The sequence below is a fragment of the Salinibacterium sp. TMP30 genome (genome assembly GCF_038397785.1).
Classification (GTDB): domain Bacteria; phylum Actinomycetota; class Actinomycetes; order Actinomycetales; family Microbacteriaceae; genus Rhodoglobus.
Map to the genome: position 1 here is coordinate 725983 of NZ_CP151642.1, position 12950 is coordinate 738932.

A 12950-nucleotide genomic window follows, 5' to 3' on the forward strand; every position below is an offset into this window, starting at 1 on the left:
AAGGCTCCTATGCTCAAGGGATGGGTGAATGGCTTGGCACAATGATCGAAGTAGACGTTACCAACATTGCGCACGGGGGTGTCAGCGTTGCACGTCACGACGGTCGTGTCGTATTTGTTTCTGATGCGATCCCCGGTGAACGGGTGCTTGTTCGTATAACCGACGACAAGAAGAAGTCGTTTTGGCGTGCAGAAACAGTGAAGGTGCTCACCGCGAGTGAGCACCGCCGAGACCACGTGTGGTCGGCGGCAAGCGTTGACCACGATCCCGACAATCGCGCCGGTGGCGCCGAGTTTGGCCATATCGAGCTCAGTCACCAGCGCACGCTCAAGGCTCAAATCTTGCGCGAATCACTCGAGCGCATGGCACACGTCACTCACGCACCAATCGTCGAAATCGTGCCGGGTGACGATGAACGAAATGGACTCGGATGGCGCACACGCGTTAGCCTCCACGTTGACGAACACGGCAATGTTGGCCCGTTCGCGGCTCGCTCCCATCGGGTGATCTCGGTCGCCGACCTTCCCTTGGCAACCTCCGAACTCTCCGCAGGAGCCCCCCTCAGCGAAAACTTTGACGGCTTCGAGCGCGTAGACGTGCTCAACCCCAGCAGTGGCGGAGTGCGCCTCATTATGGGCAAGCAGAAGCCTCAAGTCATCACCGAGCTGGTGGGGGAGCGCGAATTCTCGCTGCTCGACTCCGGCTTCTGGCAAGTGCACCATGGCGCCGCCGAAATGCTGACCGCGGCTGTGCAAGACGCAATAGATCCCGAATTGTTCGACCCCGCAGCATCCAACCTGGATCTCTATGGTGGCGTCGGTCTGTTCGCAGCGGCGGTGGGCGACAAGTTTGGCCCCGCAACCAAGATCACGACGGTCGAATCCGAGTCGTCCGCTACCGATCACGCCGCCAAGAACCTCTCGGAATGGTTGGGTGCACACGCCGAAACGGGTCGCGTAGATCGGTGGCTTCGCCAGCTGGTTAACCACGCCACAGCGACCGAGCGTGCTCGCCTCGAACGCGCCACGATTGTTCTTGACCCGCCTCGGTCAGGCGCAGGCCGCGAAGTAGTCGAGTTGGTAGCGGCGGCGAAACCTGCCCAAGTGGTCTATGTGGCATGTGACCCCGTGGCGTTCGCTCGGGATGTCGCATTCTTCGGCGAACAGGGCTACAAACTCAACAAAGTGCGGGCATTTGATCTCTTTCCGCACACTCATCACGTCGAAGCTGTCGGAACATTCACCCGCAACTGAGCGCGCGTGTTAGCCCCCATTGCGGCATGATTTCGATGCAACGCCACTACGATGGGGTACAGAAACTCAGGAGGACGCCACATGGCCCAGACAGAATCATCCGGGACCGCAGCGCCCAATGAAAGCCCGCAGAGCAAAATTGCGGTTGCCGTAGTTGACGACCATGAATCGGTTCGGCTTGGGCTCAAGGCTGCCTTCATCGACGAAGGCTACGACTTCGTTCTTGCCGCAGCGACCGTCAAAGAACTGGTTGAGGGTCTCAACGGCCGCGAGGTGGACGTAGTCGTGCTTGACCTCTCGCTGGGCGACGGATCAACCGTCACTGACAATGTCAAAAACGTTCAAGCCACAGGCTCAGCGGTGCTCGTGCACAGCATCGCTGACCGCGTTGCTAGCGTTCGTGAAGCCTTGGCAGCAGGAGCCGCTGGAGTGATCCCCAAGTCGTCTGCCACCAAAACCGTGCTTGCAGCGGCAGCAACCGTCGCGCGCGGCGAGGTTCTCAACAACCTCGAATGGGCTACGGCGATCGATGCCGACCGCGACTTCTCAAAGGCGCAGCTCGGCCGTCGCGAACGAGAAATCCTTCACCTTTATGCCTCGGGACTGCCGCTCAAGCTTGCGGCACAGCAGCTGGGCATTGGCTATTCGACGGCACGTGAATATCTTGACCGTATCCGGGTGAAGTATGTCGAAGTTGGTCGCCCAGCTCCGACCAAGGTCGATCTGTTGCGCCGCGCAGTCGAAGACGGAATCCTTCCGGGCTTGGACTCCGAAGGCGGCGATGGCCACTAGCGGCGTGACGGCGCGCCAAGCGCCATCGGCAAAGCAGCCCAGAAACCCGATCAGCCTCAAACAGGTTGAGCGGGTAATTTCGCGTTCGGTTGCCATCATTGGTGTTGTTTTTGGTGCGCAGACCATACCGTGGCTGTTGGGACAGATGGACGAAGCGCAGCCGTGGTGGCTGTGGGCTTTTGTTCCTGCCCTCTTTGGGTTGTTGATCGTGGCCGTTGTGGCCTCGTTCGCTAATCGTGCGGTGCGGCCGGTCCAAGGCACCTTTGCGGTCGTCTATCTCTTGGCGTTGCTGAGCTGGCCCTTTACGGTGCTCCCCGGCGTCGAAGTGTTCAGCGGAATCCACTGGCTCAACTACCTGATTACGGTCGGCACCGCGATGGCGACGATTGCGTTCGGTCGGGTGCTCGCCACTACCTATCTCTTCGTTGCACCGCTCATCTACCTCGTCGTGCGCATCCTGCCCGTCGGGGGCGGTGCGCCGTGGCAGTTGGCCGTCTTGGAGTCCGTCTATGCGCTCATACTGGGTAGCGCCATCATGATTATCGTGACGATGCTGCGACAGGCTGCATCAAACGTCGACAATGCGCAAACGACGGCATTGCTGCGCTATGGCAACGCCGTTCGACAGCATGCGACCGAAGTGGAGCGAGTTCAGGTCGACTCGATCGTGCACGATAGTGTGCTCACCACGCTCATCTCAGCGGCGCGCGCCCACACGCCAGAGGCGGAACGCCTCGGTGCGGTGATGGCAGGGAACGCCATCGGTCACTTGACAGAAGCGGCAGCAACCTCGCCGGATGACATTTCTATCGTGCAGGCTACCGACCTTGCCCAGCGCGTAGTGACTTCGGCAGAGTTGCTCGCCTCGGACTTCACATTCTCCGTTCGGAGCGTTGGAGCGCGGTCGCTTCCGGCAGTGGCGGCTGAAGCTGTGCACTCTGCGGCTGTTCAAGCGATGGTCAATAGTCTCCAACACGCGGGCGGGGCGGATGTTGAGCGCAGCGTTGACGTGCGGGGATTAGAGGGCAATGGAATCGAAGTTCTCGTAGCCGACACCGGCCGAGGCTTCGATATGGACCGCGTGCCGCAAGAGCGATTGGGCGTGCGGGTATCCATCGTGGAGCGAGTAGCAAATGCTGGCGGTCGCACGTCGATCGCTTCAGGTCCGGGCTCAGGTACGCAGGTGTGCATTCAGTGGCCCTACGGCGATGGCGTCGACGATGTGCTCGGCGATGACGATATCGAAGAAGGTGTTCTGTGAACATCGGAGTACCGCGGTATCTCATTGTCGGAATGGCGGCGCTGTTCTCGGCGTACCACATCCTGTTGGCTCTTTACACGATTGATATCCCTGAGCGACCGGGTCCGATCTTCATCGCGATGGCGCTGTACGGTGTGGCCACAATCGTCAGCTTGCTTCCATTTGGCACGGCCCGGATGCCCATCTGGATGGCGACCTTTAATTTCGCGATCGTCGTCGCCATCACGCTTCTGGTCGCCAACGAACTCGACTTTGCGCGTGAAGGTGGCACAGGCTACGCGACCTGGTATGTCGCTGCGAGTGGAACACTTCTCACGATTACGTCTACTCGAGGTCGTCATACTTTCGCGTGGTTGGGTATTGGATTTCTCGTTGCCCACACCTTCAGCCTCGGTCCCGTCGGCCCGGCAGGACTCTTCAGCCTAGGCATCGTTGGCAGTGCGTCGTGGGTGGCGGTATCGCACGTTCTCAGCAGTGGCCTCGCCAAGGCATCCAAGGACGCTCAGCGCTTTGTTCTGGCCGAGCAGGAAGCCACCGATTGGCAGGCAGCGCAAGATGCTCACGTGCATGAGCGGCAGTTCCGGCTCGAACAGACCGGATCGATGGCCCTGACTATGCTTGAGCGGATCAAACAGACCAATGGCAATCTTTCCGAAGAGGAACGCCGCGAGTGTCTCAACCTTGAGGGCGCCATCCGCGATGAAATCCGAGGTCGCAAGCTGCTCAACGATGCCGTGCGCGAACAAGTGATGATTGCGCGGCGTCGCGGTGCGACAGTGACACTGCTCGATGAAGGGGGAATTGATGACCTCTCTGATGCTGACCTCGATCGAGTGCTCAATCGGTTGGCCCTCGCCATTCAGTCCACCAGCGCAGACAAGGTCATCGCGCGCACCGTTCCTGAGGGTTCGGATGTCGCAATAACGGTCGTCGGTTTGCACAGCGCTGGCGATGGCGAATCGAGCGCACTCGGCCAAGATTCCCTTGAAGATGATGTCGTCGACATCTGGCTAGAGATCCCTCGTGTCGACGCTGTCCACGTCTAAATTGCTTGTCGCATCATACGGCTGACGCACTGCATGGGGACAAAATTACCCTTAACGGCGGAAGAGCCGGAGTGGCTATAAGAAGCACTTCTCCGACTCTTCGCTAGAACCCGGGTCAGGACGATAACCCGAATACCGTCCTGACCCGCCCCCAAAGAATTGGCCCGCTTACCCTAGTCGGCCAATCTTTGGCGGTGTAACTCCTGTGGAGAGACACCTAGCACTTAATATTCTGCATCAAGAAAGTGAGGAGCATAGTCGGTTCTTTGGGGGACTCTCGGGGGACAATTTTCTCGGAATGGTGCGGAAATCACTGTATTTCTGTGGATTTCAACGAATTCCGTGCCCTCCAATTGGGGTACGGCTGACGAATGGTGGCTCTCCTAGTGAACAGAAATACTTTAGTGCCGGGAGCTTGCGTTCCACGCGCCAGGCCCAGGATGCAGTGGCGTGCGAATGGGGCGCTGACTGCGAGCCCACGCAGATGCCGGCGCCGATTCATCCAGTCCCGCTAGCTCGGCAGACTCTGCGAGAGCAACTCGCACCACTGCGGTGACCGCAGCGATCTCCTCCGGGGTAACGTTCGTCGAGACGATCCGAATGTCGGGAACGTCCTCGTTAGCGTCTGCACCCATCACAGCGGGATGTTTCCGTGCTTCTTGGGAGGCATGCTCGCTCGCTTTGTGCGCAGCGCACGCAGCGCCTTCACTACCTGCACGCGAGTTGCCGCTGGCTCGATAACGCCATCAAGCTCCCCACGCTCAGCAGCAAGGAACGGGCTAGCAACGTTGTAGGTGTACTCGTTGGCCAGTCGGGTGCGCACTGCTGCGACATCCTCACCGGCAGCTTCTGCAGCCTTGATTTCGCCGCGGTACAAAATGTTGACAGCACCTTGGCCACCCATGACGGCAATCTCTGCGGTCGGCCACGCATAGTTGAGGTCTGCCCCCAACTGCTTGGAGCCCATCACGATGTACGCCCCGCCATACGCCTTACGCGTGATGACGGTAACGAGCGGCACAGTTGCTTCGGCATACGCGTACAGCAGCTTCGCGCCACGGCGAATCACGCCGGTCCACTCCTGATCGGTGCCGGGTAGGTAGCCGGGAACATCCACGAGAGTCAGAATCGGGATGCTGAACGCGTCACAGAATCGCACAAACCGGGCGGCCTTTTCACCAGCTTCAATGTTGAGGGTTCCGGCCATTGCCTGCGGTTGGTTCGCGATGATGCCCACCGAGCGGCCCTCGACTCGACCAAAACCGACAACAATATTGGGGGCGAACAGTGGCTGCGTCTCGAGAAAGTCGCCGTTGTCGACGATGTGCTCGATGATCGTCTTCACGTCATAGGGCTGGTTGGGGCTGTCCGGGATGATCGTGTTGAGTTTGCGATCCTCATCGGTGATTTCCAGCTCAACTTCACTTTCGTAGAGAGGAGGATCGGAGAGGTTGTTGTCTGGCAAGAAGCCGACGAGAGTGCGGGCGTAGTCGAGGGCATCCTCTTCGTCGCTGGCAAGGTAGTGAGCAACACCCGAAACCTTGTTGTGGGTGAGTGCGCCACCCAGTTCTTCCATGCCGACGTCTTCACCAGTGACGGTCTTGATGACGTCGGGGCCAGTAACGAACATCTGGCTGGTCTTGTCAACCATGATCACGAAGTCTGTGAGGGCGGGGGAGTACACGGCCCCACCGGCGGCCGGGCCCATGATGATTGAGATCTGCGGGATCACGCCTGAAGCCTGAGTGTTGCGGCGGAAGATTTCGCCGTACTTGCCAAGAGCAACAACGCCCTCTTGAATGCGGGCTCCACCGGAGTCGAGCATGCCGATTATCGGAACGCCGGTCTTCATCGCGTGGTCCATGACCTTAATGATCTTTTCGCCGGCCACCTCGCCCAGTGAGCCACCGAAGATCGTGAAGTCTTGAGCGTATACAGCAACCTGACGGCCGTGGATCGTGCCAACTCCGGTGACGACAGCGTCACCATAGGGGCGCTTCTTTTCCATGCCGAACGCGTGGGTGCGGTGGCGAACGAACTCATCGAGCTCAACGAACGAACCGTGATCGAGTAACTGCTCGATGCGCTCGCGGGCCGTCATCTTGCCCTTAGCGTGCTGTTTTTCGATTGCCGCATCACCGCTAGCAGTCACGGCTTCGTGATAGCGGATCTTGAGATCGGCGATCCGGCCGGCGGTCGTGAACATGTCTGGGGTCGAGTTGTCTTCGGTCACTGTGTCACTTTACCCACCCATGCGCCGCTTGTGTGGTTGGCGGAACCCACAAGTTTGAGGCCGGTTTCATTGAGGAAACACTAAAGTCACTGAGCTGCCTTTACGCTGAAGCGATGCACTTTCCCTTGAGTTCCGCCGTCTTGCCGTTGCTTGAGCACCTCGATGAGGTCGGCTCGACCAACCAGGAGCTTTCGGCGCGGGCGGCGCGCGGCGAAACAGAGCACCTCTCGGCGCTGGTGACGACACATCAGTCGGCGGGGCGTGGCCGACTGGGAAGGGAGTGGATTGCGCCTCCGGGGAAGACCTTTGCCGTGTCGGTGCTGCTGGCGCCCGCTGAGGCTTCCCTCGAATCATTGGCCTGGATGCCGCTCATCGGCGGGCTGGCGATGGCTCGGGCCGTGCACGGTCTGGTCAACGATCGCAACGTTGCCCTCAAGTGGCCCAATGACGTGCAGATCGAGGGCTTGAAGGTTTCTGGTCTGCTCTCTGAACTTGTGGCGGGCGGTTCGGCGGTAATCGTCGGTGCCGGGTTGAACCTCACGATTGAGCGCGATGAGTTGCCAACATCCGTCTCAACGTCGTTGCTGCTAGAAGGTGCCGAGCCGAGCGTCGACCTCGCGCTCAGCCGCTATCTGACAGAACTTACCGGGCTGTACGTGCAGTACCTCGCTGGCGGGTTCGATGCAGTTCACAGTGGAATCGCGGATGCCGTGCGTGCTGAATGCGCAACGATTGGCCGTCGGGTGAGAGTGGAGCTTCCTGGCGGGGCACGAATTTTTGGTACCGCTGAAACCATCGACGACCAGGGTCAATTGGTGGTGAAGGATGATGCGAACGGCAGTCTGCAGCACGTCGCGGCAGGGGACGTCACCCACCTGCGGTATGAATGAGCTATGCCAAATGAGCCAGTAAGCGTTCAGCGTGAGGCGATTGTCGCCCGTGTTCGTTCGCACGCGCGGGCGCTGATCTTTCCCGGCATCGTTCTTGTCGCCACGGCGGGCGCGCTTGGCTATTTCTTTGGCAGTTTTGCCGAAGACTGGCAGAACCTTGCGCTGCTTACCGCGGGCCTCCTGCTCATCGTCGTTGCGTGGTTCTTGCCATTCTTTGGGTGGCTCTCCAGAAACTACACAATCACCACACGACGAGTAGTGCTCTCGAGCGGCGTATTTGTTCGTGTCAGGCAAGAGTTGCTGCATAGCCGCGGCTACGACGTCACTGTGCGGCAAAACTGGGTGCAGCGGATGTTCGGCAGCGGCGATCTACTCATTAACGCCGGCCATGACTATCCGGTCGTCTTGCGCGACATCCCTTCCGTCTTGATCACTCAGGCGGCTCTGCACGACCTCATGGAGAACAACCAGAACCTTGTCTCGATGAGGCGGCAACGGGACGAATCACAGGCCTCAGACGAGACCACCGTCTGGGGTACTCGCTAGGTTGCTCCGGCTCGGCGATCGTTTTTGCGCTGTTTGCGTGCCGACACGCTACGTTCTATCAACCCTGATCAGATAGGGTGCGCAGCGTGAAGATCTCAGTTGTTGGATGCGGCTACCTCGGTGCTGTTCATGCGTCCTCTCTCGCAAAACTTGGCCACGACGTAATCGGAATCGATATCGACCAGGCAAAAGTTGACCTGTTGGCCTCGGCTCACGCCCCGTTCTATGAGCCGGGTCTGCCCGAACTGCTGAGTGAAACCCTTTCCTCGGGCAGGCTCGCCTTCAGTACCGATATGAGTCTCGCTCGGGGGGCCACTGTTCACTTCATCGCGGTCGGCACGCCTCAGCAAGACGACTCAAACGCGGTGGATCTCACGGCAGTTGAGTCGGCCTTTGACGGGATTGTTGCCCACCTGTCGCCTGGCGATGTCGTTGTCGGAAAGTCAACTGTGCCGGTCGGAACCGCTCAGCGCCTTGCGGAGCGCATCGAAGCGGTCGGCGCACACTTGGCCTGGAATCCAGAGTTTCTGCGCGAGGGCTATGCCGTGAAAGACACGATTAGCCCAGATCGCCTTGTGTATGGAGTGCGCCCGGGAGACGACCACTCGGTCGCAGTGCTCGATGAGGTGTATGCCTCTGTGCTCGCCCAAGACATTCCTCGTGTCATCACGGATTTCGCAACATCGGAACTCGTCAAGGTCGCCGCTAACGCGTTCTTGGCCACCAAAATCTCGTTCATCAATGCGATGGCAGAGGTTGCTGAGGTTACCGGGGCAGATGTGACCCAGCTTGCGGATGCCATTGGTTACGACCAAAGAATCGGTCGCCGCTTTTTGAATGCCGGCCTCGGCTTCGGTGGGGGCTGCCTACCGAAGGACATCCGAGGATTTATGGCGCGCGCCTCGGAGTTGGGTGCTGGCGATGCGCTCAACTTCTTGGGAGAGGTCGATGCAATTAACCTTCGTCGGCGTGAGCGCATGGTCGACCTGTGTCGGGAAGTGCTTGGCGGAACTATCGAAGGCGCCAAAATAGCGGTGCTCGGGCTTGCCTTCAAGCCAGATTCTGATGACGTGCGTGATTCTCCGGCACTTGATGTCGCAGCACGTCTCGCTGAGCTGGGTGGCCGCGTGCGTGCAACAGATCCGCAAGCAATTGATACGTCACGCCGACTGCATCCTGATCTCGACTATGTTGCAACCGCCGCGGAAGCAGCCCGCGATGCCGATATCGTGCTGGTGCTCACCGAGTGGCGCGAGTACCGCGAGATTGACCCTGCCGAGCTCGGTTCAGTCGTTGCGGTGCGCGCGATCCTCGACGGTCGCAACTGTCTGAACCCGGTGCAGTGGCGCGATGCCGGCTGGACGTTTCGCGCGCTCGGTCGCCCCTAGCGCCACGTCGGCGGCGAGCAGGCCACGACCCGGCCGAAAGACCCACCAGCGGTAGAGGGCGAAGCGGAACACAGCGCCGAGTGCGAGACCGATAACGTTGGTGGCGATGTTGTCGGCGAGCAGCGATGTGTAGCCCAGCACGTAGTGCGACACCCACAGGCACAGTACGCCGATTCCCATCCCGGCAACGCTGACGACGGCGAATTCTAGGCCTTCCCGGGCCGCTCCGATGCGACCGGCGGTAGCAAAAGTCCAGCGCCGGTTGCCGACCCAGTTGGCACCGATGGCCAGGGTGGTCGAGATCACTTTTGCGACCATCGGTCCTTCGTGAAGAACGTCGGGTGAGAGGATTGTGATCCGCAACAGATTGAATACTGCGACATCGATCACGAGCCCGCCGAGCCCAACTACGCCGAAACGTAAGAATTGGCCGAGCAGCTTTCGCATGTGATCTCCACAGTAGACAAGAATGGGGCAGGGCGGTTGGAAGTCTAACGCGCCAAGCTAGGCCCGAAGCTGGGCATCATCTTAGACAGTGTAGGAGTCACTAGTGCCACCGATCGTGGGCGTAATTGGCGGGGGCCAGCTGGCCAGAATGATGATCCCGCGCGCAATCGAGCTCGGGATTGAGCTGCGCGTCCTCGCGGAGGGTGAGGGAATGTCGGCTCAGTTGGCGGCGACAGCCGTCGGCGACTACACGGATGCCGACACCGTTCTCGCTTTTGCCCGCGACGTTGACGTCATTACTTTCGACCACGAGCACGTGCCTCAGGATGTGCTGACTCAGCTCGTCGATGCTGGTGTTGCCGTGCATCCGGGGCCTGCGCCGTTAGCGGTCGCGCAAGACAAGATTCTGATGCGACACGAGCTGAGCCGGCTCGGTTTGCCGGTTCCGGTGTGGGCGAGTGTTGCGACGTCGGGGGAACTTGATGAGTTTTTGGTCGCCAATGGTGGTCGTGTCGTCGTGAAGACGCCTCGCGGTGGCTATGACGGCAAGGGCGTGCGCATCGTCTCCGATTCGAGCGAGGTCGCTGACTGGTTTGATGCGGGCGCACCGCTGCTGGCCGAAGAACTGGTGTCGTTCACTCGTGAGCTCGCGCAATTGGCAGCCCGCAGCCCGCGCGGCGAGATCGCGCTGTGGCCCGTGGTCGAGTCGGTTCAAAAAGATGGGGTGTGCGCTGAAGTTATCGCGCCCGCGCCGTCGATCACCGACTCACTCACCGAAGCCGCCGCCACCATCGCTCGCGCCGTTGCTGACGAGCTGGGAGTCACCGGCGTCCTCGCTGTGGAACTTTTCGAAACCACCGATGGACGCCTCCTCATCAACGAACTCGCGATGCGCCCCCACAACAGTGGGCACTGGACAATGGATGGCGCGGTCACGAGCCAATTCGAACAACACTTGCGTGCCGTGCTCGACCTCCCTCTGGGGGCGACCGATGCCCGCTCGCCGTGGACGGTCATGATCAACGTTCTCGGGGGACCAGCATCCGGAACCATCGCCGACCGTTATCCCGCCGCATTCGCCAACCAGCCGACGGCGAAGTTTCACGAATACGGCAAAGCACCACGCCCCGGCCGCAAGGTCGGCCACGTGAATGTGAGCGGCGATGACCTCGATGACGTCATGTACCGCGCGCGTGCCGCAGCAACGATTCTCACGGATTGACACCTAGCATGGGTTCCGTGACTCAACCGCAAGTAGCCGTCGTAATGGGATCAGACTCTGACTGGAACGTGATGGTCGACGCATCAGCGGCGCTCAAAGATTTTGGTATTGCGCACGAAGTGAGCGTGGTGTCTGCGCATCGCAGTGCCGAGAAGATGATCGCGTTCGGCAAAGAGGCGGCTGGCCGCGGCATCCGAGTCATCATTGCGGGTGCTGGCGGCGCCGCTCACCTTCCCGGAATGCTGGCATCGGTCACAACGCTTCCCGTTATTGGTGTGCCGGTTCCCCTTGCGCGCCTCGACGGCATGGATTCGCTGCTGTCAATCGTGCAGATGCCTGCGGGTATCCCTGTTGCGACGGTGTCGATCGGGGGAGCGCGCAACGCCGGAATTTTGGCTGCCCGGATTCTTGGATCTGGCGACGCCGAGTTGACCCAAAAACTTGCCGACTATGCGGCGCAGCTTGAGGCTCTCGTTGACGATAAAAACGCCGCACTGAACGCGAGCCTGTGAGCACAGCGAGTTCCCTCCGCCAGCCGGCCGATCGGTCGCCGGAGACGATGACAAAACGCGCATGGTGGCTGTTGGGCCTCAACGTGCTCATTCCCGGCTCCGCTCAACTTCTTGCGGGAAACCGCAAGCTCGGTCGTTTCGGTGTCGTCGCAAGCTTCCTGTTCGTGCTGATCGTCGTCATCAGCGTGCTGCTTTCCTTTGCCGCGCCAATGGTGCTGCTCACGATCGGCAGCAGCACGCTGGGGCTCTGGGCAATTGCCCTCATCTTGGCTTTCTATGCCGTTCTGTGGCTCATTCTGACCCTCAACGCCTGGCACCTCGCGAATCTGGGGCGTGCCACTCCCACGGGACGTACCTTCGTCGCCGCGTTTAGTGCCATCGTGCTCCTCGCCGTAGCGGGCACCGCAGGGTATGGCGCCTACGTCGCGACCACCGCCAATTCTTTCCTCAGCGATGTCTTTATCGCCGCCCCCACTAAGGAACCCATCGACGGTCGCTACAACATCTTGCTGCTCGGCGGGGATGCCGGAGCCGATCGTGAAGGGTTGCGCCCCGACAGCATCACTGTTGCCAGCATCGATGCGGAGACAGGGGAGGCCGTGCTCATTGGCTTGCCGCGCAACATGGAACTCGCCCCATTCGTTGCAGGCTCACCGCTGGCCGATAAGTATCCGGATGGCTATGGGGCCTACGGTTGTGACGTTGACGTGTGCCTCCTCAACTCGATTTACACCGAAGTGGAGCTCAATACTCCGGATCTCTACCCCGATGCGGCCGCCAACGGCAGCTCGCCGGGCATCGAAGCGATGCGCGACGCGGTTGAGGGTATAACCGGGCTCGGCATCCAGTACTACGCTCTCATCGATATGCAGGGCTTCTCTGACCTGATCGACTCCTTGGGCGGTGTCACAATCAACGTTGCGGAGCCGGTGCCGATCCATGCGGATGCCGAATTTACGATCGTCGCTGAATGGATCCCCGCTGGGGTTCAGGTCATGGACGGATACCACGCTCTCTGGTACGCGCGTTCGCGGCACGACACTACTGACTATGACCGCATGGGGCGCCAGCGCCAACTGCAGCAGGCGGTCATCGAGCAGTTCACGCCAGCCAACGTGCTCACGAAAGTTCAGGCGATTGCCGCAGCCAGCTCCAAGGTCGTCAAGACCGACATCCCCCAGGGGAGCCTGCCGTATTTCGTGAATCTCGCATCGAAGACACGGGCTCTGCCGATCGGCTCGCTTGAGCTGGTCCCCGCGAACGACATCGTGCCCGAGTTCCCCGACTTCGAGTACATTCGTGAGCTCGTCGCCGCAGCCACAGCACCCACTCTTGTCGACGAAGGTGCCGAATAGTTAGT

Annotated in this window: 13 protein-coding genes; 10 read left to right on the plus strand and 3 right to left on the minus strand. The window is 60.2% G+C overall.

What is annotated here, in order from left to right:
- Window positions 1-20 precede the first annotated feature (20 nt).
- The 4 genes from AADH44_RS03520 to AADH44_RS03535 all read left to right on the plus strand — a co-directional run bounded on the left by AADH44_RS03520 (window position 21) and on the right by AADH44_RS03535 (window position 4352).
- Complete coding sequence (locus AADH44_RS03520) at window positions 21-1253, plus strand: TRAM domain-containing protein (protein WP_341954120.1); 1233 nt, start codon at window positions 21-23, stop codon at window positions 1251-1253.
- Between the two features lie 81 nt (window positions 1254-1334).
- Window positions 1335-2045, plus strand: coding sequence for a response regulator (locus AADH44_RS03525; protein ID WP_341954121.1), 711 nt, complete (start codon window positions 1335-1337; stop codon window positions 2043-2045).
- Window positions 2035-3306, plus strand: coding sequence for an ATP-binding protein (locus tag AADH44_RS03530; RefSeq protein ID WP_341954122.1), 1272 nt, complete (start codon window positions 2035-2037; stop codon window positions 3304-3306). Before AADH44_RS03525 ends, AADH44_RS03530 begins: the two co-directional genes overlap by 11 nt.
- A complete protein-coding gene (locus AADH44_RS03535) occupies window positions 3303-4352 on the plus strand; it encodes a hypothetical protein (protein ID WP_341954123.1) in 1050 nt (349 codons plus the stop codon). Before AADH44_RS03530 ends, AADH44_RS03535 begins: the two co-directional genes overlap by 4 nt.
- Before the next feature lie 401 nt (window positions 4353-4753).
- On the opposite strand, the gene AADH44_RS03540 is transcribed toward AADH44_RS03535, so the two are convergent.
- Window positions 4754-4987: an acyl-CoA carboxylase subunit epsilon gene (locus AADH44_RS03540; protein ID WP_341954904.1), complete on the minus strand. Its 234-nt coding sequence runs from the start codon at window positions 4985-4987 to the stop codon at window positions 4754-4756.
- Complete coding sequence (locus tag AADH44_RS03545) at window positions 4987-6558, minus strand: acyl-CoA carboxylase subunit beta (RefSeq protein WP_341954906.1); 1572 nt, start codon at window positions 6556-6558, stop codon at window positions 4987-4989. The genes AADH44_RS03540 and AADH44_RS03545 overlap by 1 nt, the downstream gene beginning before the upstream one ends.
- Before the next feature lie 140 nt (window positions 6559-6698).
- On the opposite strand from AADH44_RS03545, the gene AADH44_RS03550 reads away from it, so the two are divergent.
- The 3 genes from AADH44_RS03550 to AADH44_RS03560 all read left to right on the plus strand — a co-directional run bounded on the left by AADH44_RS03550 (window position 6699) and on the right by AADH44_RS03560 (window position 9409).
- Complete coding sequence (locus tag AADH44_RS03550; RefSeq protein ID WP_341954124.1) at window positions 6699-7475, plus strand: biotin--[acetyl-CoA-carboxylase] ligase; 777 nt, start codon at window positions 6699-6701, stop codon at window positions 7473-7475.
- Window positions 7476-7478: 3 nt separating this feature from the next.
- Window positions 7479-8021, plus strand: a complete 543-nt coding sequence (locus AADH44_RS03555) for a PH domain-containing protein (protein ID WP_341954125.1) — start codon at window positions 7479-7481, stop codon at window positions 8019-8021.
- Window positions 8022-8107: 86 nt separating this feature from the next.
- Complete coding sequence (locus AADH44_RS03560; RefSeq protein WP_341954126.1) at window positions 8108-9409, plus strand: UDP-glucose/GDP-mannose dehydrogenase family protein; 1302 nt, start codon at window positions 8108-8110, stop codon at window positions 9407-9409.
- Here AADH44_RS03560 and AADH44_RS03565 read toward each other — a convergent pair.
- Entirely contained in the window at window positions 9308-9856 is a 549-nt protein-coding gene (locus AADH44_RS03565; protein WP_341954127.1) for a GtrA family protein, read from the minus strand. The two genes, AADH44_RS03560 and AADH44_RS03565, sit on opposite strands and share 102 nt — an antisense overlap.
- 103 nt (window positions 9857-9959) lie before the next feature.
- Here AADH44_RS03565 and AADH44_RS03570 point away from each other — a divergent pair, with 103 nt between their 5' ends.
- From AADH44_RS03570 to AADH44_RS03580, 3 genes are read left to right on the plus strand one after another with little or no spacing between them, the layout of a single operon-like run.
- A complete protein-coding gene (locus AADH44_RS03570; RefSeq protein WP_341954128.1) occupies window positions 9960-11078 on the plus strand; it encodes a 5-(carboxyamino)imidazole ribonucleotide synthase in 1119 nt (372 codons plus the stop codon).
- Between the two features lie 8 nt (window positions 11079-11086).
- The gene (purE, locus tag AADH44_RS03575; RefSeq protein ID WP_341954129.1) at window positions 11087-11590 is read left to right on the plus strand and encodes a 5-(carboxyamino)imidazole ribonucleotide mutase; all 504 of its coding nucleotides are present in this window, start codon (window positions 11087-11089) and stop codon (window positions 11588-11590) included.
- A 47-nt stretch (window positions 11591-11637) separates the two neighbouring features.
- Window positions 11638-12945, plus strand: a complete 1308-nt coding sequence (locus AADH44_RS03580) for an LCP family protein (protein WP_341954130.1) — start codon at window positions 11638-11640, stop codon at window positions 12943-12945.
- Window positions 12946-12950 lie beyond the last annotated feature (5 nt).

What these genes read in the sequence shown, in the direction of transcription:
- AADH44_RS03565 (WP_341954127.1), bottom strand. Translation starts at nt 9,856, where the DNA reads ATGCGAAAGCTGCTCGGCCAATTCTTACGTTTCGGCGTAGTTGGGCTC.
- AADH44_RS03530 (WP_341954122.1), top strand. Translation starts at nt 2,035, where the DNA reads ATGGCCACTAGCGGCGTGACGGCGCGCCAAGCGCCATCGGCAAAGCAG.
- AADH44_RS03525 (WP_341954121.1), top strand. Translation starts at nt 1,335, where the DNA reads ATGGCCCAGACAGAATCATCCGGGACCGCAGCGCCCAATGAAAGCCCG.
- AADH44_RS03540 (WP_341954904.1), bottom strand. Translation starts at nt 4,987, where the DNA reads ATGGGTGCAGACGCTAACGAGGACGTTCCCGACATTCGGATCGTCTCG.
- AADH44_RS03580 (WP_341954130.1), top strand. Translation starts at nt 11,638, where the DNA reads ATGACAAAACGCGCATGGTGGCTGTTGGGCCTCAACGTGCTCATTCCC.
- AADH44_RS03520 (WP_341954120.1), top strand. Translation starts at nt 21, where the DNA reads ATGGGTGAATGGCTTGGCACAATGATCGAAGTAGACGTTACCAACATT.
- purE (WP_341954129.1), top strand. Translation starts at nt 11,087, where the DNA reads ATGGGTTCCGTGACTCAACCGCAAGTAGCCGTCGTAATGGGATCAGAC.
- AADH44_RS03555 (WP_341954125.1), top strand. Translation starts at nt 7,479, where the DNA reads ATGCCAAATGAGCCAGTAAGCGTTCAGCGTGAGGCGATTGTCGCCCGT.
- AADH44_RS03550 (WP_341954124.1), top strand. Translation starts at nt 6,699, where the DNA reads ATGCACTTTCCCTTGAGTTCCGCCGTCTTGCCGTTGCTTGAGCACCTC.
- AADH44_RS03545 (WP_341954906.1), bottom strand. Translation starts at nt 6,558, where the DNA reads ATGTTCACGACCGCCGGCCGGATCGCCGATCTCAAGATCCGCTATCAC.